Below are 22,885 nucleotides of genomic sequence, written 5' to 3'. Positions count from 1 at the left end.
GCCCCCGCGGGGTCCCGAGCGGGGCCGGATAACATCTGGCCCCGATGGACACCGAAGCACAGCCCACGGAGCGCGACCGCTCCTCCAGCCCTTCCGAACCCGAGGACATCTCGGAGTCGGAGGGCCCGGAGGGACGGTCGCGCTTCGCGTTGGTGCCGCGGATCGCCGAGTGGCTGCCGGGCGGGCGGATCAGCCTGACCCTGCTGGTCCTGCTCGTGTTTCTGCTGCTGCTCAACTCGTTCGTGGTACGGCCGTTCGAGATTCCCAGCGGATCCATGGAGTCCGGATTGAGGATCGGGGACCGCGTTCTCGTAAATAAGTTGGCGTACCGTTTCGGTGCCGATCCGCGGCGCGGTGATGTTGTGGTGTTCGACGGATCCGGGTATTTCGGGGATGCGGACTACATCAAACGCGTTGTGGGTGTGGGGGGAGACCACGTGGTCTGCTGTGACAAGGAGGGGAGGATCCAGGTGAACGGCCGGTCGGTCGACGAGTCGACGTTCCTGTACGCCGGCGACAGCCCGTCCCAGGTCCGCTTCGACGTCGTCGTGCCCGACGGCAGCCTGTTCGTCCTCGGCGACCACCGCAGCGCCTCCAGCGACTCCCGCGACCATCTGGGCTCGCCCGGCGGCGGCATGATCCCGGTCGACGACGTCATCGGCCGCGCCGACTGGATCGTCTGGCCGACCGCGCACTGGACCCGACTCCAGCGTCCCGACGCGTACGCGCGCGTGCCCGCCGCCGAGGCCGAGGGGGCGCTGGGCGCCGGCCGGAGCGCCCCTCGGGCGCAGGCATCCGGTGGGGCGGGCGCGCATGGGTAACCGTGGCAAGCCCCGCGGCGTCCCCAGCAGCGCGGCGGACAATCTCCTGCCCACCGGCTCCCGGCGCGCGTCCGGCCCCGCCGGCGGCCGCACGCGCGCGGAGCGGCGCAAGCTCCAGCGCAAGGTCAAACGACGGCGCAGGCGTTCGGCGATCAAGGAGATACCCCTCCTCGTCGGCGTCGCGGTCCTCATAGCGCTGGTCCTGAAGACCTTCCTCGTCCAGGCCTTCGTGATCCCCTCCGGCTCCATGGAGGCGACGATCCAGATCGGCGACCGTGTCCTGGTCGACAAGCTCACCCCCTGGTTCGGCTCCAAGCCGCAGCGCGGTGACGTCGTCGTCTTCAAGGACCCCGGCGGCTGGCTCCAGGACGAGCAGACGACGGTGAAGAAGGAGGATCCCGTCGTCGTCAAGCAGGTCAAGGAGGCGCTCACCTTCATCGGCCTGCTGCCGTCCGACGACGAGAAGGATCTGATCAAGCGCGTCGTCGGCGTCGGCGGCGACCGCGTCAAGTGCTGTGACACGCAGGGCCGGGTCACCGTCAACGGGGTTCCCCTGAACGAGGACTATCTGTACCCCGGCAACGCCCCCTCCGAGGCGAAGTTCGACATCACCGTCCCGCAGGGCCGCCTGTGGGTGATGGGCGACCACCGGGCCAACTCCGCGGACTCCCGCGTACACCAGGACCAGGACTACGGCGGCACGGTCTCCGAGGAGGAGGTCGTCGGACGGGCGATGTGGATCGCCTGGCCGCTCGGGCACTGGACCACCCTGGAGGAGCCGAACACCTACGCTTCGGTCGCCGACTCGGGGACGGGGTCGACCGCGTCTCCCCGGCTGTCGCATAGGGTTGCTTCCGACGATTCGAACGGAACGATCCAGCTCCCGACCCCTGCGGAACTCCCGCTCGTTATGGGAGTGGTGGGCCTGCGTCGTCTATGGGGCAGGCAGCGGCACAGAGTAAGGAGTTGGCGTGGGGGATGTGGCGGTTGGCGCACGGTCCGGGCACGACGGCGAGGAGCACCGCGGACACCCCGTGGAAGCAGCCGACCCGGCCGCGGACGGCGCCGTGACCTCCGGGAATGAGCCCGGTTCTGACGGCGACGGCGGAGGGTCGGGCGGGCAGCCCCCGACCGACGGCCAGGGGTCGGGCGGGGCCGCCCCCGCGAAGAAGCAGCGCTCCTTCTGGAAGGAGCTGCCGATCCTGATCGGTATCGCGCTCGTCCTCGCGCTGCTGATCAAGACATTCCTGGTGCAGGCTTTCTCGATCCCCTCGGACTCGATGCAGAACACCCTCCAGCAGGGTGACCGCGTCCTGGTCGACAAACTCACCCCCTGGTTCGGCTCCGAGCCCGAGCGCGGCGAGGTCGTCGTCTTCCACGACCCCGACAACTGGCTGGCCGGCGAGCCGACCCCGGATCCCAACGCCCTGCAGACCTTCCTGAGCTGGATCGGCCTGATGCCGTCCGCCGAGGAGAAGGACCTCATCAAGCGCGTCGTCGGTGTCGGCGGCGACACGGTCAAGTGCGAGGGCACCGGCCCGCTCACGGTGAACGGCAAGGCGCTCAACGAGCCGTACGTGTACCCCGGCAACACGCCGTGCAGCCAGGACGAACAGGGCGGCCAGTTCACGGTGAAGGTCCCGAAGGGCTTCATCTGGGTCATGGGTGACCACCGGCAGAACTCCCGGGACTCGCGCTACAACCAGTCCGACGCGAACCACGGCATGGTCCCCGTCGACAAGGTCGTCGGCCGCGCCATCGTCATCGCCTGGCCGATCAACCGCTGGGACACCCTGCCGGTCCCGGACACCTTCGAGCAGAACCTGAACGCCCGCTCCGCGGCCCTCACGGTCGCGCCGCAGGGGCTGGCGCTGGCGGGTGCGATGCCGTTCGTCCTCTGGCGCCGGCGTCAGGTCGCGGCGGCGGAGACCCGCTGAGCGCGGCTGCCGCGCCCCGGGCCCGGCTCCGGTCGGCGCCCGGCGCTGGGGAAAGCTTTGCCGAGCCGGTGGTTCCGGGCGCTCGGGAGGGGCTGACCCCTGTCGGTACCGCCGGGTAGGGTGCGGATCCATGGGTGGCGAGAGCACGACACGTACGGCGCCGCGTGACGGTGGCGCGAACAGGGGCCCGGCGGGCAGCCGGACCGGACAGCGGTTGTCCGGACTGGCCGTGGCGCTGGGCCTGGTGCTGTTCCTGGGCGGGTTCGCCTGGGGAGCGGTGGTCTACCGGCCGTACACCGTGCCCACCAGTTCGATGGCGCCGACGATCGGCGCGGGTGCGCGGGTCCTGGCCGAGCGCGTCGACGGCGACGAGGTCCGCCGGGGCGACGTCGTCGTCTTCACCGACAAGACCTGGGTGACCAACGCGCCCGTCGTCAAGCGCGTGGTCGCGACCGGCGGCGACAAGGTCGCCGTGACGGACGGCAAGCTGACCGTCAACGACAAGAAGATCGACGAGCCGTACCTCGCCGACGACGACCTGGCCGATCTCCAGAACTTCCCGACCGTGACCGTGCCGGAGGGCAGGCTCTTCCTCCTCGGCGACGAGCGCAGCGGTTCCCTGGACTCCTCGGCGCACCTCACGGACGCCGCCGGCGGCACCGTGGCCCGCAGCGCCGTCTCGGCCCGGGTGGACGCCGTCGTGTGGCCCATGAGCGGCATGCTGGAGCGCCCCACGGGCTTCGAGCAGCTCGGCGCGCTGTCGGCCCAGGGGCCGCTGCGGACGATGGTCGCGCTCATCGTGGTGGGCGGTGTGCTGGTCCTGGCCGGCGGGGCGTACGGCCCCCTCGAGAAGCGGCTCGTGGGCCGCTCCCGCGCACGGACGGGGCTCGCGGGTGCCCGCTGAGGCGGAGCAGGGGCACGACGACGGGCTGCGCAAGGTCGCCCGGGTGGTACTCCTCGACCCTCAGGACCGCATCCTGCTCCTGCACGGCCACGAGCCGGAGGATCCGGCCGACGACTGGTGGTTCACGCCCGGCGGAGGACTGGAGGGCGACGAGACGCGAGAAGAGGCCGCACTGCGGGAACTCGCGGAGGAGACGGGCATCACGGAGGTCGACCTCGGCCCCGTGCTGTGGCGGCGCATGTGCTCGTTCCCGTTCGCGGGACGCCGCTGGGACCAGGACGAGTGGTACTACCTGGCGCGTACGACACAGACGGCGACCCGGGCCCTGGCCCTCACCGAGCTGGAGCGTCGCAGCGTCGCCGGTGCACGCTGGTGGACGTGGCAGGAACTTGCCCGAGCGCATGAGACGGTGTATCCGACCAGACTCGCCGAACTGCTGCGCACACTGCTCGACGAAGGTCCCCCCGCCGGGCCCGTGACCCTTGACCGCGAAATTGTCTAGGTGCTGACGGGACTGGCGCACAATGGTGGGATCGCACGGCTGAAGGGGAACATGCCATGAGCGCCGAGGACCTCGAGAAGTACGAGACCGAGATGGAGCTCAAGCTCTATCGGGAGTACCGAGATGTCGTCGGTCTGTTCAAGTATGTGATCGAGACCGAGCGGCGCTTCTACCTGACCAACGACTACGAGATGCAGGTGCACTCGGTCCAGGGTGAGGTGTTCTTCGAGGTGTCCATGGCGGACGCCTGGGTGTGGGACATGTACCGGCCGGCGCGGTTCGTGAAGCAGGTTCGGGTGCTCACGTTCAAGGACGTGAACATTGAAGAACTCAACAAGAGCGATCTGGAACTTCCGGGCGGGTGACGTTCACTCGCCGGAGTGAGGAAGTTATCCACAGTCGCGCACCTGTCCACCAAGATCCAATAGCTCGCTGAGCCGCTCGCATTGTTGGCGCCGGAGGTGGTGCCGACATGAACGCACGCAGTGCACTCGGCAGGTACGGCGAGGACCTGGCCGCGAGGCGGCTGGTCGAGTCCGGGATGACGGTGCTGGAGCGCAACTGGCGCTGTGGCAGGGCCGGAGAGATCGACATCGTGGCGCAGGACGGCGACGTCCTGGTCGTCTGCGAGGTGAAGACACGCAGGAAGGGTGCCTTCGAGCATCCGATGGCCGCGGTGACCCCGGAGAAGGCGGAGCGCCTCCGGGGCCTCGCGGAAAGCTGGATCCACTCCCACGGGGGCGCACCACCGGGAGGCGTCCGAATCGACCTGATCGGCGTCCTCCTGCCCGAGCGGGGCGCTCCCGTCCTGGAGCACGCGCGGGGGGTGGCCTGAATGGGGTTCGCCCGTACGTGCTCGGTGGCGCTGGTCGGCGTCGAGGGTGTCGTGGTCGAGGTCCAGGCGGATCTGGAGCCCGGCGTCGCGGCGTTCGCACTGGTGGGCCTGCCGGACAAGAGCCTGACGGAGAGCAAGGACCGCGTGCGCGCGGCGGTCGTGAACTCGGGTGTCGCGTGGCCTCAGAAGAAGCTGACCGTCGGCCTGAGCCCGGCCTCCGTGCCGAAGAGCGGCAGTGGCTTCGACCTGGCCGTCGCCGCGGCGGTCCTCGGGGCGGCCGAGCGGATCGACCCTCGCGTGCTCGCCGACATCGTGATGATCGGGGAACTGGGCCTCGACGGACGGGTCCGACCGGTGCGAGGTGTCCTGCCGGCGGTGCTCGCCGCGGCGGATGCGGGATACGAGCAGGTGGTCGTACCCGAGTGCGCGGTGCCGGAGGCGTCACTCGTGCCGGGTGTCTCGGTGCTGGGTGTGCGGAGCCTGCGCCAGCTCATCGCGGTCCTCACCGATGAGCCCGTCCCGGACGAGGAACCGGTCTCGGGCGAGATCCGCCCGGACCCGTTCCTGGCGGGGCTGGCACTCCCGGGTACCGGGCTCGGCTCGGTCACGAGCGGTCACACACCGGACCTGGCGGACGTCGCGGGCCAGCAGGTGGCCCGAGCGGCCCTGGAGGTGGCGGCGGCGGGGCGGCATCACGTCTTCTTCAAGGGCCCACCCGGAGCCGGCAAGACCATGCTGGCCGAACGGCTTCCGGGTCTGCTGCCGGAGCTGAGCCGACAGGAGTCGCTGGAGGTCACAGCGGTGCATTCGGTGGCAGGCATCCTTCCGCCCGGTCACCCTCTGGTCGACATCCCGCCCTACTGCGCTCCGCACCACTCGGCGACCATGGCCTCGCTCGTCGGTGGCGGCAACGGCCTTCCGAGGCCGGGCGCGGTGTCCCTGTCACACAACGGGGTGCTGTTTCTCGACGAGGCCGCAGAGTTCCACAGCAGCGTCCTGGACGCGTTGCGTCAGCCGCTGGAATCCGGCCACGTCGTGATCGCCAGGGCGGCCGGGATACTGCGGATGCCCGCGAGGTTCCTCATGGTCCTGGCGGCCAATCCATGCCCCTGCGGTCGGCACGGTCGAGGTGAGGACATCTGCGAATGCCGGCCCTCCTCGATCAAGCGATACCGCGCCCGACTGTCAGGCCCGCTGATGGATCGCGTGGACCTCCGGGTGACGGTCGAGCCGGTCGCCCGGGCCGAACTGCTCCAGCTCCACACGGGCGCGGAGACGACGGCAACGGTGGCCGAACGCGTCAAAGCCGCTCGGGAACGAGCAGCCAGGCGCTACGAGGGAACGCCCTGGCGCACCAACAGCGAAGTGCCCGGCCATGAGCTGCGCACTCGGTGGCACGTTCAGCCGGGAGCCCTGCGGAAGGCCGAGGAGGACCTCGACCGGGGCCTCCTCACGGCGCGCGGTCTGGACCGGGTCCTGCGCGTGGCGTGGACCCTGGCCGACCTGGCGGCTCGCGACCGGCCCTCGGCGAACGACGTGAACTGGGCCCTCGAACTGCGCACCGGCGTCCGGCGCGGCGCGGTGCTGGAGGGGATCGGAACATGAGCGGCTGCGGAGAACATCGACGTGACCGAGCTGGAGCGCCGCTGGACCGCCCCGTGACAAGCGGCGAGGGCGAACGCACTCCCTTTGGCGGTGAGTCAGGGGCGGCTACCGGCGGGGATCGCTCCGCCGCGGTATTCCCTGACCGCGATCCGCCGGCCGACTCGCCGCACCTCGACCATGCCGAGGACCTCCAACCACACCGAGGGGCAGCTGTCCGCCCCACGGCACAGCATGTGGATCTGCTTGCCGGCCCGGGCGGCCGCGGAGCAGCGGACGGACGGGAGACGGTGGATGAGCGCCCTCGCGCCGGGTCCGGCGGGCGCGGGCCGCAGGGGGACGGCGAACTGCTCGATCGGGTCTTTCTCAGCCGTGTCGTCGAGCCCGGGGACGAGGTCGTCGGGCGGTGGGTGCGGGAGTTCGGGGTGGGGGAGGTGGTGCGGCGAGTGCGCGCGGGGACGGAACCCCTGCCCGGGGTGAGTTTCAAGCGGTGGGAGGGACTGCGGGCTCGCGGAGTGCGGGCCGAGCCCGGGGCCGATCTCGCTGTCGCACGGGAGGCGGGGGTGCGGTTCGTGTGTCCGGGGGACGTGGAGTGGCCCGGACAGCTCGATGACCTGGGGGACGCCCGGCCCGTCGGACTGTGGGTGCGGGGGCCGGCCAGCCTGCGGATGTGGGCCCTGAAGTCCGTGGCCGTGGTCGGAGCGCGCGCCTGCACCGAGTACGGCGCCCACATGGCGACCACCCTCGCCGCCGGTCTCGCCGAACGGGGATGGGTGGTCGTGTCCGGGGGCGCCTACGGAGTCGACGGCGCCGCCCATCGAGGAGCGCTCGGAGCAGGCGGCGCCACTGTCGCCGTGCTCGCCTGCGGCGTCGACCGGCCCTATCCGCGCGGGCACACCCAGTTGATCAACAGGATCGCCGAACAAGGGCTGGTGATCGGGGAACTGCCGCCCGGGGACCATCCGACGCCCAGCAGATTCATCGTGCGGAACAGGGTGATCGCGGCCCTGACACGGGGCACGGTCGTCGTGGAGGCCGCCCATCGCAGCGGCTCACTGGTCACCGCACGCGCCGCCCAGCGGCTCGGCCGTCACACGATGGGAGTCCCCGGCCCGGCCACCAGCGGCCTGTCCGCCGGCATCCACGAGCTCCTGCGCCAGGACGCCGTGCTCGTCACCGACGCCGCCGAGGTCGTCGAACTGGTCGGCGACATGGGAGAGCTGGCCCCGGAGCGGCGCGGGCCCGTCCTGCCCCGGGATCTGCTGGAGCCGGCGGCCCGTCGGGTCCTCGCCGCGCTGCCCGGCCGCGGCGCGGCCAGAGCGGACGAGGTCGCCCGCGGTGCGCAGACCACCGAGGACGACGCGGTCGCGAGGCTGTACGAGCTCCGCTCACTTGGCTACGTCGAACGACACGGCGACGGCTGGAAGTTGACACGCCAGGCGATGATCTCCGTTCGCACCGGTCGAAGTGGATGCTGACCGAGCGTGTTCCGCCGTACGGGGGAACACGGACGCCCTTGTGAATTCCCCCAGTTGGGGTGTTCGGGTGATCACTTAGAGCGACCGGCATGCCCCGGCGGGGCGTCGAGCGGAACGTATCTGCGTACGGCTTGCGCTCCGTCCTTCGCGCACCGCGACACTTCAGTCACGCTACGCTCACGAGGATTCCGGCGCAGACCGGCACCTCGACACCGGAAGGTCCCCAGAACGGCACCAGAGCGACATCAGACCGACAGCTCCCCAAAGCACCCCCACTTCACGGCAGAACGGCACAAGGCAACGAATGCCCCAGCACACCTCCGGGTCCGACCGGGCGGCGGTCCCCCCAGCCGCCCGTGACGGTGGCAGCGTGCGGCCGCCCGCTCCTTCGACACTCGACGAGCTGTGGCGGTCGTACAAGGCGACGGGGGACGAGCGATTGCGCGAGCAGCTGATCCTGCACTACTCGCCGCTCGTCAAGTACGTGGCGGGCCGGGTCAGTGTCGGCCTGCCGCCCAACGTGGAGCAGGCCGACTTCGTGTCGTCGGGGGTGTTCGGGCTGATCGACGCGATCGAGAAGTTCGACATCGACCGGGAGATCAAGTTCGAGACCTACGCGATCACCCGGATCCGCGGGGCGATGATCGACGAGCTCAGGGCGCTGGACTGGATCCCGCGCTCGGTGCGGCAGAAGGCGCGCAACGTCGAGCGGGCGTACGCCACCCTGGAGGCCCGCTTGCGGCGGACGCCGACGGAGGCCGAGGTGGCCGTCGAGATGGGGATCGCGGTGGACGAACTCCACGCCGTCTTCAGTCAGTTGTCGCTGGCGAACGTGGTGGCGCTGGAGGAGTTGCTGCATGTCGGGGGCGAGGGCGGCGACGGCCTGAGCGTCATGGACACCCTGGAGGACACCGCCGCCGACAATCCGGTGGAGGTGGCCGAGGACCGGGAGCTGCGGCGTTTCCTGGCGCGGGCGATCAACACGTTGCCGGAGCGCGAGAAGACCGTGGTGACGCTGTACTACTACGAGGGGCTCACCCTCGCCGAGATCGGCAACGTGCTCGGGGTGACCGAGAGCCGGGTCAGCCAGATCCACACCAAGTCGGTGCTCCAGCTGCGGGCGAAACTGGCCGGCTTCGGTCGTTGACCTGGCCGGACGTATGCGGGGTTCGCGGAGAGACTCCCGTCCGCGAGGGCACGTCCGTAGAGTGGTTGACGTGCCAAGGATTCGAGCGGCCTCCGTGGCCGAGCACCGGTCGATGCAGCGAGCCGCCCTGCTGGACGCGGCGCGATCCCTGTTGTCCGAGGGTGGGACGGAGGCGCTGACCTTCCCTGCCCTCGCCGAGCGGACAGGGCTCGCGCGGTCGTCCGTCTACGAGTACTTCCGGTCGCGGGCCGCCGTGGTCGAGGAGCTGTGCGAGGTCGACTTCCCGGTGTGGGCCGCGGACGTCTCGGCGGCGATGGAGGGCGCGGCGGCGGCCGAGGACAAGGTCGAGGCGTACGTCCGCAAGCAGCTCGAGCTGGTGGGGGACCGGCGCCACCGGGCCGTGGTCGCCATCTCCGCGAGCGAGCTCGACGCCGGTGCCCGGGAGAAGATCCGGGCGGCGCACGGCGGGCTCGTCGCGATGATCGTCGAGGCGCTGGCGGAGATGGGGCACGCGGAGCCCCGGCTGGCGGCGATGCTGTTGCAGGGCGTCGTGGACGCGGCGGTCCGCAGGATCGAGCTGGGCGCGGCGGAGGATCCGACGGCGATCACCGAGGCGGCGGTGTCCATGGCGCTGCGGGGCGTTCGGGGCTGACCGCTGACAGCTGACCGCTGACCGCTGACGGCCGCCGGCTGCCGGCGGCCGTCAAGGGGAGTCCGGCCGGCGCGGCTCGGCGGCTGCAATGTGCAGCCAGCCCGGGGCCTGCGAGGTGCAGCCGGGCCCCGGTCGTGGCCGAAAAGGTTCGACAACCGCTCGCCGGGGGTCGCACCCGCCGACCAAAGCGGCAGGGACACCCCCGGACCGACGCACCCTCGGTGGCCGAACCCGTCGACCAAGACGGCAGCGGCACCCCGAGGGTCGGCAGCAGCCTGCACCTCCGGAATCCGTCGGCTAGGACGGCGGCCGCCGACCTCTCCGGATCCGTCGCGTAGGACGGCAGCGGCCTCCCAAGGGCCTGCGGCAGCCACCCTCTCCCAACCCCGTCGACTAAGACGGCAACGGCACCCCCAGGACCGGCAGCAGCCTCGACGGGCCCTTGCGGAGCAGCCACGGAGGGAGGAGGGAGAGCGGGTCCAGGTAGGTGTCGGATCTCCGCAGGCCCCAGTGCACGCACGTTTCCGCGCAGTGGGACCCGGTCGCCTCCACCGTCCCGACGACCTCGCCCGCCTCCACCTCGTCGCCCTTCTCCACCATGGCCCGCACCGGCTCGTACGTCGTCCGCAATGCCGGGTCCCCCGTCCCCGGGAGCTCCACCGACACGACTCCCTTTCCGGCCACCCGGCCCGCGAAGGAGACCCGTCCCGCCGCAACCGCCCGTACCGGGGTCCCGGCCGGGGCCGCGAGGTCCACGCCGCGGTGGCCTCGGCCGTACGTGGTCGCCGGTGGCTCCCAGCCGCGGAGGATCGGGGGAAGGACGCCCACGGGCCATGCCCTGCCGACCGCCGGCACGGTGGAGGCCGGACCTGGGTCCGGACCCAAGTCCGGACCCGGACGCTGACGCGAGCCCGGACCCTGATCCGAGCCCGGACCAGGGCGGCCATGGCCCGGGTCAGGCGCAGTAGGCACGCTCATGCCGTCCGTGGCGGCAGTCGGGGTCATCCGTGGCACCGGCGCCAATAACGCGGTCGCCGTCACGAGCAGCAGCAACACCAGCCGCCCCACCAGCCGCCCCACCAGCCGTCCCATAGGCCGCCCCGTCCGCCGCCCTGCAGGTCGCTCCACCCGCCGTTCCACAGATCGCCCCACCGGCCGCTCCACCGGCGGTCCCAACGGCCGTCCCCCCAGCCGTCCCCCCGGCCGTCCTGTCGGCCGCCCCACCGACCGTCCGCACGTCGTCCCCCTAGCCCCCCACCGTCTCGCCGCCGGTGGCACCCGCAGCGTCCCCGCCACCCCGGCCACCCGCTCCCCCCATGTCGCCCATGTCGGCCATCCCGCCCATCCCGCGACTGGCGTCAACGCCCGCCGCGCAACCCCCGTCGCCCCCACACATCGCTTCGCTCGCATGCGAGAACCGTCCCCCACCTCCATCGATCATGGCCGGTATCTGTGGATAACTCCTGGGTTGTGGACAGCGGCGTCACCCGGTACCCCGTGGGTCCCGTACACTTCTTCTGGCGATCCGGGTCACCGGGTCGACTTCGCACGCCCCGACACGGCCACCGGAAACGGTCCGTGTCAGCGCCCCTCGGTCCCTAGTGGCACGGCGCATGTGGGCGTCAGGCGCGGGAGCCGTCCGGCCCCCGCGGCACAACCGAGAAATTCAAGGAGATACGGCCATGGCCGTCGTCACGATGCGGGAGCTGCTGGAGAGCGGCGTCCACTTCGGTCACCAGACCCGTCGCTGGAACCCGAAGATGAAGCGCTTCATCTTCACCGAGCGCAACGGCATCTACATCATCGACCTGCTCCAGTCGCTGTCGTACATCGACCGCGCCTACGAGTTCGTCAAGGAGACCGTCGCCCACGGCGGCACGGTCATGTTCGTCGGCACGAAGAAGCAGGCGCAGGAGGCCATCGCCGAGCAGGCCACCCGCGTCGGCATGCCCTACGTCAACCAGCGCTGGCTGGGCGGCATGCTCACCAACTTCTCGACCGTCTACAAGCGCCTTCAGCGCCTGAAGGAGCTCGAGCAGATCGACTTCGAGGACGTCGCGGCGTCGGGTCTGACCAAGAAGGAGCTCCTGGTCCTCTCGCGTGAGAAGGCCAAGCTCGAGAAGACCCTCGGTGGTATCCGCGAGATGCAGAAGGTGCCCAGCGCCGTCTGGATCGTGGACACCAAGAAGGAGCACATCGCGGTCGGTGAGGCCCGGAAGCTCAACATTCCGGTCGTCGCCATCCTCGACACCAACTGCGACCCCGACGAGGTCGACTACAAGATCCCGGGCAACGACGACGCGATCCGCTCCGTCACCCTGCTCACCCGTGTGATCGCCGACGCCGTCGCCGAGGGCCTCATCGCCCGTTCCGGCGTCGCCACCGGTGACAAGGGCGAGAAGGCCGCGGGCGAGCCGCTCGCCGAGTGGGAGCGCGACCTGCTCGAGGGCGAGAAGAAGGCGGACGAGGCTCCGGCCGCCGCCGAGGCTCCGGCTGCGGAGGCCCCCGCTGCCGAGGCTCCGGCTGCCGAGGCCGCCCCCGCCGAGGCTGCTCCCGCCGAGGCCGCCGAGGGCGAGAAGACCGCCGAGGGCGAGCAGGCCTGACACCCGTCAGCGTTGACGGCGGGAGCGGTGACATCAACTCCGCTCCCGCCGTTCACCCGTAGGTCGACGAAAGGTCGGCGGCCCCGGCTACTCCAAGGGCCGTAGACCCCGTAGATCTTCGATCTTCCAGACTTCGAGAAAGACTTACAGACTCATGGCGAACTACACCGCCGCTGACGTCAAGAAGCTCCGTGAGCTCACCGGCGCCGGCATGATGGACTGCAAGAAGGCGCTGGACGAGGCCGAGGGCAACGTCGAGAAGGCCGTCGAGGCGCTCCGGATCAAGGGCCAGAAGGGCGTCGCCAAGCGCGAGGGCCGCTCCGCCGAGAACGGCGCCGTGGTCTCGATCATCGCCGACGACAACTCTTCCGGTGTCCTCGTCGAGCTGAAGTGCGAGACGGACTTCGTCGCCAAGGGCGAGAAGTTCCAGGCCGTCGCCACCGCGATCGCCGAGCACGTCGCGAAGACCTCCCCGGCCGACCTCGAGGCCCTGCTCGCCTCCGAGATCGAGGCCGGCAAGACCGTCCAGGCGTTCGTGGACGAGGCCAACGCCAACCTGGGCGAGAAGATCGTCCTGGACCGCTTCGCGCAGTACGCCGACGGCTTCGTCCTCGCGTACATGCACCGCACGATGCCCGACCTGCCCCCGCAGATCGGTGTCCTCGTCGAGCTCGACAAGCCCAACGCCGAGATCGCCAAGGGCGTCGCCCAGCACATCGCCGCCTTCGCGCCGAAGTACCTCTCCAAGGAGGACGTGCCGGCCGAGGTCGTCGAGTCCGAGCGCCGCGTCGCCGAGGAGACCACCCGCGCCGAGGGCAAGCCCGAGGCCGCCCTGCCGAAGATCGTCGAGGGTCGCCTCAACGGCTTCTTCAAGGACGCCACGCTGCTCGGTCAGCCCTACGCGCTCGACAACAAGAAGTCGGTCCAGAAGGTTCTGGACGAGGCCGGTGTCACCCTGAAGCGCTTCACGCGCATCAAGGTCGGCATCTGAGTCCGTACCGCGATCGGCGCCCCGTCCCTATAGGGTCGGGAGCAGTCGTTGGCGGACGCCGCCACCGCGCACGCGCGCGTGACGGACGACAGCAGATCTGACGAGGAGGCCGTTGCCGCGCATGGGATGCGAAACACACCCGAGCCGGCAATGGCCTTCTTCGTATGTGCACCACGTAACAAAGGCGGGATCTCCATGACCACCAAGGCCCAGAAGAGCGACGACGGCAAAGTACGCGGCCGGTTTCTGCTGAAGCTGTCCGGAGAGGCCTTCTCCGGTGGCGGGGGCCTCGGCGTCGACCCGGACGTGGTGCACAAGATCGCCCGCGAGATCGCGGCCGTCGTGCGCGACGGCGCACAGGTCGCGGTCGTCATCGGCGGCGGCAACTTCTTCCGCGGCGCCGAACTCCAGCAGCGCGGCATGGACCGGGCCCGCTCCGACTACATGGGCATGCTCGGCACCGTCATGAACTGCCTCGCCCTCCAGGACTTCCTGGAGAAGGAAGGCATCGACAGCCGGGTCCAGACGGCGATCACCATGGGGCAGGTCGCCGAGCCCTACATCCCGCTGCGTGCCGTGCGCCACCTGGAGAAGGGCCGCGTGGTCATCTTCGGCGCCGGGATGGGCATGCCGTACTTCTCCACCGACACCACCGCGGCTCAGCGCGCTCTGGAGATCGACGCCGAGGCGCTGCTCATGGGCAAGAACGGTGTCGACGGCGTCTACGACTCCGACCCCAAGCGCAACCCGGACGCGGTCAAGTTCGACTCCCTCGGCTACGGCGAGGTCATCACGCGCGACCTGAAGGTCGCCGACGCCACGGCGATCACGCTGTGCCGCGACAACAAGCTCCCGATCCTTGTCTTCGAGCTCCTGGCGGAGGGCAATATCGCCCGCGCCGTCAAGGGTGAGAAGATCGGCACGCTTGTGGGTGAGCAGGGCGGTCGGGGCTGACGCTTCGACAACTCCGCAAACGGACCCGTCCGGGGGACGGACGGGGCGGACCCTGACCGGGGGATGGACAATGTCCTGCCGGTCGGGAACCGTGCAGGAAGAAGACGCGACGCAGCCGGCCGCCGCCCCACCGAGGAACCGCAGCCGGGCCTTACTCAAGACACGCAGGAGCAAGTGGTGATCGAAGAGACCCTCCTCGAGGCCGAGGAGAAGATGGAGAAGGCCGTCGTGGTCGCCAAGGAGGACTTCGCCGCGATCCGCACAGGCCGTGCGCACCCGGCGATGTTCAACAAGATCGTGGCCGACTACTACGGCGCCCCGACGCCGATCAACCAGCTGGCTTCGTTCTCCGTGCCGGAGCCGCGCATGGCGGTCGTGACCCCGTTCGACAAGAGCGCGCTGCGCAACATCGAGCAGGCGATCCGCGACTCCGACCTCGGCGTCAACCCGAGCAACGACGGCAACATCATCCGTGTGGTGTTCCCGGAGCTCACCGAGGAGCGCCGCCGCGACTACATCAAGGTCGCCAAGGGCAAGGGCGAGGACGCCAAGGTGTCCATCCGCTCGGTCCGCCGCAAGGCCAAGGACGCCATCGACAAGCTGATCAAGGACGGCGAGATCGGCGAGGACGAGGGCCGCCGCGCGGAGAAGGAGCTCGACGACACCACGCACAAGTACGTCGCTCAGGTGGACGAGCTCCTCAAGCACAAGGAAGCCGAGCTGCTCGAGGTCTGATGAACGACTCTTCCTGGGGGGCGCCGCCCGCGGCCGGGCAGGCCGGGTACTGGGGGACCGCCGAGCGTGGACCAGTCCAGGGGGCTACCCCGGCGGGTCCCGCGTACGATGCGCCTGAGGCGCAGCACACTCGCCCCATGCCCATCGTGCCCGACGTACCCGCGTTCGGCGGAGACCAGGATGACGACCGGGGGGCCGCTCGGCTGGGCGGCCCCTCGTTCAGCACCCGGCCGCCGCAGTCGCGGTCTCATGACACGCCGCAGGCGCGGCCCTTCGAGGCGGCGTCGCAGAATCCGGAGCCCATGCCCGACGCCCCGCCGCCGGCGCCCCAGCAGAAGAAGAGCGCGGGGCGCGACCTGGGTGCGGCCATAGGGGTCGGTGTCGGACTCGGCGTGGTGATCGTCGCGTCGCTGTTCGTCGTCAAGGCCGTGTTCGTCGGTGTCGTCGCGGTCGCCGTCGTCGTGGGCCTGTGGGAGCTGACCAAACGGCTGGAGGAGCGCAAGGGCATCAACGCGCCCCTCGTTCCGCTCGCGCTGGGCGGTGCGGCCATGGTCGTCTCCGGATACGTCCGGGGCGCCGAGGGTGCCTGGGTGGCGATGGCGCTGACCGCCCTGGCGGTGCTGGTCTGGCGGATGACCGAGCCGCCGGAGGGCTACCTCAAGGACGTCACCGCCGGCGTCTTCGCGGCGTTCTACGTGCCGTTCCTGGCGACCTTCGTCGCGATGATGCTCACGGCGGACGACGGCCCGTGGCGCGTCCTGACCTTCCTGCTCCTGACGGTCGTCAGCGACACCGGCGCGTACGCGATCGGCTGGCGCTTCGGCAGGACCAAGCTCGCCCCGCGCATCAGCCCCGGCAAGACCCGCGAGGGCCTGCTCGGTGCGGTGAGCTTCGCGATGGTGGCGGGCGCGCTGTGCATGCAGTTCCTCATCGACGACGGCACCTGGTGGCAGGGCCTGCTCCTGGGCCTGGCGGTCGCGGCCAGTGCCACGCTGGGTGACCTCGGTGAGTCGATGATCAAGCGGGACCTCGGCATCAAGGACATGGGCACGCTGCTGCCGGGGCACGGCGGGATCATGGACCGGCTCGACTCGCTGCTGCCGACGGCGCCGGTGGTGTGGCTGCTGCTGGTGCTGTTCGTCGGGTCCGGCTGACGGCTCGGCACGTGTCGAAGGAGCCCCCGCTCTCGTGGAGCGGGGGCTCCTCGGTTTGTGGGACGATTTCTGTGTACGCCCGCAAAGGCACTCAAAGGGGGTCGTCATGACCGCCATCCGAGAAATCATCGACGTCGACCGGACCCCAGCCGATGTCTACGCGTACATCACGGATCCCTCTCACCTGCCCGAATGGCAGCTGAGCGCCGTCTCGGCCGAATCGCTGGACGAGGGCCCGATCCACACCGGCTCCCGGGTCCGGGTCACCCGGCGCGTCGGGAACCGTCAGATGCCGATGACCGTGCGGTTCGACCAGCTCGACCCTCCGTACAGCTGGGACCTGCACGGGATCGACGGCCCTGTCCGGGCCCGCACCCACGGCAGCATCGAGCCTCTCGACGACGGCCGGCGCTCCCGCGTGACGATCGACATCGACTTCGAGGGCCACGGCCTCGGCAAGGTCCTCGTCCCCCTCGTCGTCCGCCCGCAGGTCCGCAAGGAACTGCCCCGCGACGAGAAGCTCCTCAAGAGCCGGCTGGAGGGCACGACGGAGTAGGGGTTGATCTTCCCGATCCATGGTGGGGCGGGCCACACGAGTGGATCTGCGACACTGGTACAGCCATGCCTAAGCCCGGAGAACTCACTTTCGTCGCCCCCCGCGGAGCCAAGAAGCCGCCGCGGCACCTTGCTGATCTCACGCCCGGTGAGCGTAAGGACGCTGTTGCCGCGGTCGGGGAGAAGCCCTTTCGTGCCAAGCAGCTGTCGCAGCACTACTTCGCGCGGTACACGCACGACCCGGAGCAGTGGACCGACATCCCTGCCGGGTCGCGTGCCAAGCTGCGGGAGGAGCTCTTCCCGGAGCTGATGACCGTCGTACGGCATCTGTCGACCGACGACGGCGACACCCGTAAGACGCTGTGGCGGCTGTTCGACGGGACGCTCGTCGAGTCGGTGCTGATGCGGTACCCGGACCGGGTGACCATGTGCATCAGCTCGCAGGCCGGATGCGGGATGAACTGCCCGTTCTGCGCGACCGGACAGGCGGGTCTGGACCGGAATCTGTCCACCGCCGAGATCGTCCATCAGATCGTGGACGGGATGCGGGCGCTCCGGGACGGGGATGTTCCCGGGGGGCCCGCACGGCTTTCCAACATCGTCTTCATGGGGATGGGCGAGCCGCTCGCGAACTACAACCGGGTCGTGGGCGCCATTCGCCGGCTCACCGACCCCGAGCCGGACGGGCTGGGGCTGTCGCAGCGCGGGATCACCGTCTCGACCGTCGGTCTCGTCCCGGCCATCAACCGGTTCGCCGACGAGGGCTTCAAGTGCCGGCTCGCGATCTCGCTGCACGCCCCCGACGACGAGCTGCGCGACACCCTCGTGCCCGTGAACACGCGGTGGAAGGTGCGCGAGGTGCTGGACGCAGGCTTCGACTACGTCGAGAAGAGCGGCCGCCGGCTGTCCATCGAGTACGCCCTCATCAGGGACATCAACGACCAGGCCTGGCGCGGTGACCGGCTCGGGCGGCTGCTCAGGGGCAAGCCGGTGCACGTGAACCTGATTCCGCTGAACCCGACACCCGGGTCGAAGTGGACCGCCTCGCGGCCCGAGGACGAGAAGGCGTTCGTCGAGGCCATCGCCGCACATGGTGTACCGGTGACGATCCGGGACACCCGTGGTCAGGAGATCGACGGGGCCTGCGGTCAGCTCGCGGCCACCGAGCGGTAATCTGAGCGCGTACACCCGTACGTACATCTTCATATTCCGACAGGGGAGCGCCACAGCGCTGAGAGTGCGGCAATCGGGCCGCAGACCCTCTGAACCTTGCCCAGGTCATTCTGGGTAGGAAGTTCGGTCATCACTCAAGCTGTTGCGCCCTGCCCGGGAGCCCATGAGAGGGCTCCCGGGCAGGGCCGCGTCTCTTCCTGGTCAACCCCAGGAGGAATCAAGTGAGCATCACCAAGAAGGCCACGGTCCTCGCCGTCGGTCTCGGCCTCGTCACGCTCTCCGCGTGCGGGTCGTCCGACTCGGGCGGCGACACCCCCGCATCCACGAGCAAGACCGTGACCCTCGTCAGCCACAACTCGTGGGCCGTCTCCAAGGACGTCCTCGCCGCGTTCGAGAAGCAGTCCGGCTACAAGGTCAAGGTCCTGAAGGACGGCGACGCCGGGCAGGCCGTGAACAAGGCGATCCTGACCAAGGACAACCCGCAGGGCGACGTCCTCTTCGGCGTCGACAACACCCTGCTGTCCCGGGCGCTCGACAACGACCTGTTCCAGTCGTACGAGGCCAAGGGCACCGACCTGGTCCTGCCCGAGTTCCGGGTCGACGAGGACAAGCACCGGGTCACTCCCGTCGACACCGGCGACATCTGCGTCAACTACGACAAGGCGTACTTCAGCGAGCACAAGCTGACGCCTCCCAGCTCGTTCGACGACCTCATCAAGCCCGAGTACAAGGACCTTCTCGTCACCGAGAACGCCTCCACCTCCTCGCCCGGACTCGGCTTCCTGCTCGGCACCGCCGCCCAGTACGGCGACGACGGCTGGCAGGACTACTGGAAGAAGCTGAAGGCCAACGGCGTCAAGGTCGTCGACGGCTGGGAGCAGGCCTACAACGAGGAGTTCTCCGGCTCGGCCGGCGGCAAGAAGGCCAAGGCCGACCGGCCGCTCGTCGTGTCGTACGCCTCGTCCCCGCCCGCCGAGGTGATCTACGCCGACCCGAAGCCGGCCAGCGCGCCGACGGGTGTCGCGGCCGGCACCTGCTTCCGGCAGGTCGAGTACGCGGGCCTGCTGAGCAACGCCGAGAACACCGAGGGCGGCAAGGCGCTCCTCGACTTCCTGCTGACCAAGACGTTCCAGGACGACATGCCGCTGAACATGTTCGTCTACCCGGTGCGGGAGGCCGCCCAGGTCCCGCCGGAGTTCGTGAAGTACGGCCCGCGGGCCGAGAACCCCGAGACCCTGGACCCGGCCAAGATCGCCGACAACCGTGACGACTGGGTCAAGTCGTGGACCTCGCTCGTACTGAGGTAGCGGCCCCGCGGAAGAAGGGCGCGACGGCGGTGCGGCTCGGCCTCATCGCCGTCCCCGTCGCGTTCTTCGCCGTCTTCTTCGCCTACCCCGTCGCCGCGATCGTCGCGCGCGGTCTGAAGGTCGACGGGGTGTGGCAGCTGGGGCGGCTGTGGGAGGTGCTCGGGGAGTCCGACGTCCGGCAGGTCCTGTGGTTCACCACCTGGCAGGCGCTCGCCTCCACCGCACTCACCCTGCTGATCGCGCTGCCGGGCGCCTATGTCTTCGCCCGCTTCGACTTCCCCGGCAAACAGGTCCTGCGGGCCGTGGTGACCGTCCCCTTCGTGCTGCCGACGGTCGTCGTCGGTACGGCGTTCCTCGCGCTCGTCGGCCGCGGCGGACTCCTCGACGAGCTGTGGGGCGTACGGCTCGACACCACCGTGTGGGCCATCCTGCTCGCGCACGTCTTCTTCAACTACGCCGTCGTCGTCCGCACCGTCGGCGGACTCTGGGCGCAGCTCGACCCGCGGCAGGAGGAGGCCGCGCGGATGCTCGGGGCGTCGCCCCTGAAAGCCTGGCGTCAGGTCACCCTCCCCGCGCTCGGGCCCGCCGTGGCCGCCGCCGCGCTCATGGTCTTCCTGTTCACCTTCACCTCCTTCGGTGTGGTGCAGATCCTCGGTGGACCGACCTTCTCCACCCTGGAGGTGGAGATCTACCGCCAGACCTCCGAGATCTTCGACCTGTCCACGGCCGCCGTCCTGACGATCGTCCAGTTCCTGGCGGTCGCCGCGATCCTCGCCGTGCATGCCTGGACGGTACGGCGGCGGGAGAGCGCCCTGCGTCTGGTGGACGCGTCGGTGACGGCGAGGCGGCCACGTGGCGCGGGGCAGTGGGCCCTGCTGGCCGGCGTCCTGGCCGTCATCGCCGTACTCCTGCTGCTGCCGCTGGCCGTGCTGGTGCAGCGGTCGCTGGACGCCCCCGACTTCGGCTACTACCGGGCGCTGACCAGCGCCGACGGCGGGGTCTTCCTCGTCGCGCCGATCGAGGCGATCGGCAATTCGCTCCAGTACGCCGTCGTCGCCACGCTCATCGCCGTGCTGATCGGCGGTCTCGCGGCGGCCGCGCTGGCCCGGCGGGACGCGGGCCGGTTCGTCCGGGGCTTCGACGCGCTGCTGATGCTGCCGCTCGGGGTGTCGGCGGTGACGGTCGGGTTCGGCTTCCTGATCGCTCTGGACGAGCCGCCGCTGGATCTGCGGTCCTCCTGGATCCTGGTGCCGCTGGCCCAGGCGCTGGTCGGGGTGCCCTTCGTCGTACGGACCATGCTGCCCGTCCTGCGGGCGGTGGACCAGCGGCTGCGCGAGGCGGCGTCCGTGCTGGGGGCCTCGCCCTGGCGGGTCTGGCGCGAGGTCGATCTGCCGATGGTGCGGCGGGCGCTGCTGATCGCGGCCGGGTTCGCCTTCGCGGTGTCGCTGGGCGAGTTCGGCGCGACCGTGTTCATCGCCCGGCCCGACAACCCGACGCTCCCGGTTGCCGTCGCACGGCTGCTGGGACGGGCCGGCGAGCTCAACTACGGCCAGGCGATGGCCCTGTCGACGGTACTGATGGTGGTGTGCGCGGTGGCGTTGCTGGTTTTGGAGCGGCTTCGTACCGATCGGACGGGGGAGTTCTAGATGCTGTTGAGTCTGGCGGGTGCGACCGTACGTTTCGGCGGGCGGGCCGTCCTGGACGACGTCGACCTCGATGTCGCCGAGCACGAGATCGTGTGTGTGCTCGGGCCGAGCGGCAGCGGCAAGTCGACGCTGCTGCGGGCCGTGGCGGGGCTGCAACCCCTGGACGCCGGGCGGGTGTCGCTCGACGGGCACGACCAGTCGGGGGTGCCCGCCCACAAGCGGGGCGTCGGGCTGATGTTCCAGGACCATCAGCTGTTCCCGCAGCGGGACGTCGGCGGCAATGTCGCCTTCGGCGCGCGGATGCACGGCGCCTCCAGGTCCGAACAGCGTGAGCGCGTACGGGAGTTGCTGGACCTGGTCGGACTGCCGGGGGCGGCCGGGCGGGCCGTCGCCTCGCTGTCCGGCGGTGAGCAGCAGCGGGTCGCGCTGGCCCGGGCGCTCGCTCCCCGGCCGCGGCTGCTGATGCTGGACGAGCCGCTGGGCCAGCTCGACCGTTCGCTGCGGGAGCGGCTCGTCGTCGAACTCCGGGAGCTGTTCGGGCGGTTGGGCACGACCGTGCTGGCCGTCACGCACGACCAGGGCGAGGCGTTCGCGCTCGCCGACCGGGTCGTGGTGATGAGGGACGGGCGGATCGCCCAGAGCGGCACGCCGCTTCAGGTGTGGCAGCGGCCGGCGGACGAGTTCGTCGCGCGCTTCCTCGGCTTCGACAACGTGGTCGAGGGCACGGTCGCCGGTCAGGCCGCGGACACGGCCTGGGGGAAGCTCCCGGTCGGCGAGGACGCCGCGCAGGGGGTGCGCACGCTGCTGGTCCGGCCGGCCGGCGTGCGGCTCGTGTCCCCCGAGGCCGGGCTGCGCTGCACGGTCGCCGCTCGGACGTTCAGGGGCACGCATGTCGCCGTGCACCTCCAGCCGGAGGACGCGCCGCGCCTGGAGGCGGCGTGCGCGCTGCGGGACGCGCCCGGGGTGGGGGACGCCGTCGGGGTCGAGTTCGACGCGGCCGAAATTGTCGTGCTGGGCTGATCACGGCCCGCATAGGGTGCGGACATGACATCCCTCGCCCATGATCGCTACTGCGCCGAGATCACCCACCAGGTCGGCCTGCTCAGGGACGTGGTGACCTCCGGCGCCGACCTGTCGGCCACCGTGCCGACCTGCCCGGACTGGTCGCTGGAGCGGCTCGTCCGGCATACGGGCGGCGCCCTGCGCTGGGTGGAGCTGATGGTGCGGACCCGGGCGCAGGAGGAGATCCCGGAGGAGACGGTCCCGCTCCACGGCGGCCCGGACGGCGACGCCGCCGCCCTGGACGCCTGGCTCGCGGAGACCGGCGACCTGCTGGTCGCCGCCCTGAAGGAGGCCGGGCCCGACACGAAGGTGTGGGGATGGGCGGGGGTCCACAGCGCCGGGTTCTGGGCCCGCCGTATGGCTCACGAGCTGACGATCCACCGTGCCGACGCCACCCTTGCCGCCGGACTGCCCTACGAGGTCGCGCCCGACGTGGCCGCCGACGCGATCGACGAGTGGCTCGAGATCATCCAGTGGGCCCAGCGCAACCTGCCGGACGATCCGACGACGGACCTGCGCCGGCCGGGCAGCATCCACCTGCACGCCACCGACGACCCGCCCGGGGTGACGGCCGAATGGCTGATCGACGTCTCCGGAGAGGCGATCCTCTGGCGGCGCGGACACGAGAAGGCGACCGTCGCGCTGAGGGGGCCGCTCACCGCCGTACTGCTCGCCTTCTACCGTCGACTGCCGCTGGACAGCGGCGAGCTGGAGGTGCTCGGCGAGCGGGAGCTGCTGGAGTTCTGGCTGGAACGGGCGAGCTTCTAGCGCCCGCGAGGGGGTGCCGGCTTCAGAAAAACCACGCGGCGCGCCCCTCGATGATCTAC

Annotated in this window: 23 protein-coding genes and 1 riboswitch; of the genes, 22 read left to right on the top strand and 1 reads right to left on the bottom strand. The window is 70.4% G+C overall.

Annotated elements, in window-relative coordinates:
* Positions 1 to 44 precede the first annotated feature (44 nt).
* The 11 genes from lepB (ACGFW6_RS17725) (at position 45) to ACGFW6_RS17675 (ending at position 9,878) form a co-directional block, all read left to right on the top strand.
* Positions 45 to 821 carry a signal peptidase I gene (gene lepB, locus ACGFW6_RS17725; protein ID WP_393510041.1) on the top strand — a complete coding sequence of 259 codons (777 nt, stop codon included), beginning with the start codon at positions 45 to 47 and terminating at the stop codon, positions 819 to 821.
* The gene (lepB, locus tag ACGFW6_RS17720; RefSeq protein WP_393510038.1) at positions 814 to 1,905 is read left to right on the top strand and encodes a signal peptidase I; all 1,092 of its coding nucleotides are present in this window, start codon (positions 814 to 816) and stop codon (positions 1,903 to 1,905) included. Before lepB (ACGFW6_RS17725) ends, lepB (ACGFW6_RS17720) begins: the two co-directional genes overlap by 8 nt.
* A complete protein-coding gene (lepB, locus tag ACGFW6_RS17715) occupies positions 1,793 to 2,758 on the top strand; it encodes a signal peptidase I (protein ID WP_393510035.1) in 966 nt (321 codons plus the stop codon). The genes lepB (ACGFW6_RS17720) and lepB (ACGFW6_RS17715) overlap by 113 nt, the downstream gene beginning before the upstream one ends.
* A gap of 130 nt (positions 2,759 to 2,888) precedes the next feature.
* Complete coding sequence (lepB, locus tag ACGFW6_RS17710) at positions 2,889 to 3,662, top strand: signal peptidase I (protein ID WP_393510032.1); 774 nt, start codon at positions 2,889 to 2,891, stop codon at positions 3,660 to 3,662.
* Positions 3,652 to 4,164 carry an NUDIX hydrolase gene (locus ACGFW6_RS17705; RefSeq protein WP_393510029.1) on the top strand — a complete coding sequence of 171 codons (513 nt, stop codon included), beginning with the start codon at positions 3,652 to 3,654 and terminating at the stop codon, positions 4,162 to 4,164. The genes lepB (ACGFW6_RS17710) and ACGFW6_RS17705 overlap by 11 nt, the downstream gene beginning before the upstream one ends.
* A 56-nt stretch (positions 4,165 to 4,220) precedes the next feature.
* On the top strand, positions 4,221 to 4,529 hold the full coding sequence (locus tag ACGFW6_RS17700; protein ID WP_003965949.1) for a DUF2469 domain-containing protein: 309 nt from the start codon (positions 4,221 to 4,223) through the stop codon (positions 4,527 to 4,529).
* A gap of 107 nt (positions 4,530 to 4,636) precedes the next feature.
* A complete protein-coding gene (locus ACGFW6_RS17695) occupies positions 4,637 to 4,999 on the top strand; it encodes a YraN family protein (RefSeq protein WP_393510027.1) in 363 nt (120 codons plus the stop codon).
* Positions 5,000 to 6,604 carry a YifB family Mg chelatase-like AAA ATPase gene (locus tag ACGFW6_RS17690; RefSeq protein ID WP_393510024.1) on the top strand — a complete coding sequence of 535 codons (1,605 nt, stop codon included), beginning with the start codon at positions 5,000 to 5,002 and terminating at the stop codon, positions 6,602 to 6,604. It abuts the gene before it with no gap.
* A 287-nt stretch (positions 6,605 to 6,891) separates the two neighbouring features.
* Positions 6,892 to 8,079, top strand: a complete 1,188-nt coding sequence (gene dprA, locus ACGFW6_RS17685) for a DNA-processing protein DprA (RefSeq protein ID WP_393510021.1) — start codon at positions 6,892 to 6,894, stop codon at positions 8,077 to 8,079.
* A gap of 304 nt (positions 8,080 to 8,383) precedes the next feature.
* Entirely contained in the window at positions 8,384 to 9,226 is an 843-nt protein-coding gene (gene whiG / locus ACGFW6_RS17680) for an RNA polymerase sigma factor WhiG (protein ID WP_030952229.1), read from the top strand.
* A gap of 94 nt (positions 9,227 to 9,320) precedes the next feature.
* A complete protein-coding gene (locus ACGFW6_RS17675) occupies positions 9,321 to 9,878 on the top strand; it encodes a TetR/AcrR family transcriptional regulator (RefSeq protein ID WP_393510834.1) in 558 nt (185 codons plus the stop codon).
* A 393-nt stretch (positions 9,879 to 10,271) separates the two neighbouring features.
* Here ACGFW6_RS17675 and ACGFW6_RS17670 read toward each other — a convergent pair whose 3' ends face one another.
* Positions 10,272 to 10,934: a M23 family metallopeptidase gene (locus ACGFW6_RS17670; protein WP_393510831.1), complete on the bottom strand. Its 663-nt coding sequence runs from the start codon at positions 10,932 to 10,934 to the stop codon at positions 10,272 to 10,274.
* Between the two features lie 626 nt (positions 10,935 to 11,560).
* Here ACGFW6_RS17670 and rpsB point away from each other — a divergent pair.
* The 11 genes from rpsB to ACGFW6_RS17615 all read left to right on the top strand — a co-directional run bounded on the left by rpsB (position 11,561) and on the right by ACGFW6_RS17615 (position 22,826).
* Positions 11,561 to 12,481, top strand: a complete 921-nt coding sequence (gene rpsB, locus ACGFW6_RS17665; protein WP_393510018.1) for a 30S ribosomal protein S2 — start codon at positions 11,561 to 11,563, stop codon at positions 12,479 to 12,481.
* A 154-nt stretch (positions 12,482 to 12,635) separates the two neighbouring features.
* A complete protein-coding gene (gene tsf, locus ACGFW6_RS17660) occupies positions 12,636 to 13,472 on the top strand; it encodes a translation elongation factor Ts (protein ID WP_393510016.1) in 837 nt (278 codons plus the stop codon).
* Between the two features lie 195 nt (positions 13,473 to 13,667).
* Positions 13,668 to 14,426, top strand: coding sequence for a UMP kinase (pyrH, locus tag ACGFW6_RS17655; RefSeq protein ID WP_062723113.1), 759 nt, complete (start codon positions 13,668 to 13,670; stop codon positions 14,424 to 14,426).
* A gap of 177 nt (positions 14,427 to 14,603) precedes the next feature.
* Positions 14,604 to 15,161 (top strand): ribosome recycling factor, encoded by a 558-nt coding sequence (gene frr, locus ACGFW6_RS17650; RefSeq protein ID WP_062666818.1) that lies wholly within the window; start codon positions 14,604 to 14,606, stop codon positions 15,159 to 15,161.
* Positions 15,161 to 16,315 (top strand): phosphatidate cytidylyltransferase, encoded by a 1,155-nt coding sequence (locus ACGFW6_RS17645; protein ID WP_393510012.1) that lies wholly within the window; start codon positions 15,161 to 15,163, stop codon positions 16,313 to 16,315. Before frr ends, ACGFW6_RS17645 begins: the two co-directional genes overlap by 1 nt.
* Positions 16,316 to 16,421: 106 nt before the next feature.
* Positions 16,422 to 16,871, top strand: coding sequence for an SRPBCC family protein (locus ACGFW6_RS17640; RefSeq protein ID WP_393510009.1), 450 nt, complete (start codon positions 16,422 to 16,424; stop codon positions 16,869 to 16,871).
* A 65-nt stretch (positions 16,872 to 16,936) separates the two neighbouring features.
* A complete protein-coding gene (gene rlmN, locus ACGFW6_RS17635; protein ID WP_393510006.1) occupies positions 16,937 to 18,043 on the top strand; it encodes a 23S rRNA (adenine(2503)-C(2))-methyltransferase RlmN in 1,107 nt (368 codons plus the stop codon).
* 31 nt (positions 18,044 to 18,074) lie between these two features.
* Positions 18,075 to 18,182: riboswitch (TPP riboswitch) on the top strand.
* 82 nt (positions 18,183 to 18,264) lie between these two features.
* A complete protein-coding gene (locus ACGFW6_RS17630; RefSeq protein ID WP_393510004.1) occupies positions 18,265 to 19,350 on the top strand; it encodes a thiamine ABC transporter substrate binding subunit in 1,086 nt (361 codons plus the stop codon).
* A gap of 29 nt (positions 19,351 to 19,379) precedes the next feature.
* A complete protein-coding gene (locus ACGFW6_RS17625) occupies positions 19,380 to 20,996 on the top strand; it encodes an ABC transporter permease (protein ID WP_393510001.1) in 1,617 nt (538 codons plus the stop codon).
* Positions 20,997 to 22,016 carry an ABC transporter ATP-binding protein gene (locus ACGFW6_RS17620; RefSeq protein ID WP_393509998.1) on the top strand — a complete coding sequence of 340 codons (1,020 nt, stop codon included), beginning with the start codon at positions 20,997 to 20,999 and terminating at the stop codon, positions 22,014 to 22,016.
* A gap of 24 nt (positions 22,017 to 22,040) precedes the next feature.
* Complete coding sequence (locus ACGFW6_RS17615) at positions 22,041 to 22,826, top strand: maleylpyruvate isomerase family mycothiol-dependent enzyme (RefSeq protein WP_393509995.1); 786 nt, start codon at positions 22,041 to 22,043, stop codon at positions 22,824 to 22,826.
* The last annotated feature ends 59 nt before the right edge of the window (positions 22,827 to 22,885 follow it).

This window comes from Streptomyces sp. Y7 (assembly GCF_043195415.1).
GTDB lineage: Bacteria > Actinomycetota > Actinomycetes > Streptomycetales > Streptomycetaceae > Streptomyces.
The sequence above is the reverse complement of the archived record's forward strand: the minus strand, read 5'-3'. Positions and strand labels throughout refer to the sequence as shown.

Coding starts and splice junctions, on each gene's coding strand:
- ACGFW6_RS17695 (WP_393510027.1), top strand. CDS start 4,637: ATGAACGCACGCAGTGCACTCGGCAGGTACGGCGAGGACCTGGCCGCG.
- pyrH (WP_062723113.1), top strand. CDS start 13,668: ATGACCACCAAGGCCCAGAAGAGCGACGACGGCAAAGTACGCGGCCGG.
- ACGFW6_RS17645 (WP_393510012.1), top strand. CDS start 15,161: ATGAACGACTCTTCCTGGGGGGCGCCGCCCGCGGCCGGGCAGGCCGGG.
- rlmN (WP_393510006.1), top strand. CDS start 16,937: ATGCCTAAGCCCGGAGAACTCACTTTCGTCGCCCCCCGCGGAGCCAAG.
- ACGFW6_RS17700 (WP_003965949.1), top strand. CDS start 4,221: ATGAGCGCCGAGGACCTCGAGAAGTACGAGACCGAGATGGAGCTCAAG.
- ACGFW6_RS17690 (WP_393510024.1), top strand. CDS start 5,000: ATGGGGTTCGCCCGTACGTGCTCGGTGGCGCTGGTCGGCGTCGAGGGT.
- rpsB (WP_393510018.1), top strand. CDS start 11,561: ATGGCCGTCGTCACGATGCGGGAGCTGCTGGAGAGCGGCGTCCACTTC.
- ACGFW6_RS17615 (WP_393509995.1), top strand. CDS start 22,041: ATGACATCCCTCGCCCATGATCGCTACTGCGCCGAGATCACCCACCAG.
- whiG (WP_030952229.1), top strand. CDS start 8,384: ATGCCCCAGCACACCTCCGGGTCCGACCGGGCGGCGGTCCCCCCAGCC.
- ACGFW6_RS17620 (WP_393509998.1), top strand. CDS start 20,997: ATGCTGTTGAGTCTGGCGGGTGCGACCGTACGTTTCGGCGGGCGGGCC.
- lepB (WP_393510038.1), top strand. CDS start 814: ATGGGTAACCGTGGCAAGCCCCGCGGCGTCCCCAGCAGCGCGGCGGAC.
- lepB (WP_393510032.1), top strand. CDS start 2,889: ATGGGTGGCGAGAGCACGACACGTACGGCGCCGCGTGACGGTGGCGCG.
- lepB (WP_393510041.1), top strand. CDS start 45: ATGGACACCGAAGCACAGCCCACGGAGCGCGACCGCTCCTCCAGCCCT.
- ACGFW6_RS17640 (WP_393510009.1), top strand. CDS start 16,422: ATGACCGCCATCCGAGAAATCATCGACGTCGACCGGACCCCAGCCGAT.
- tsf (WP_393510016.1), top strand. CDS start 12,636: ATGGCGAACTACACCGCCGCTGACGTCAAGAAGCTCCGTGAGCTCACC.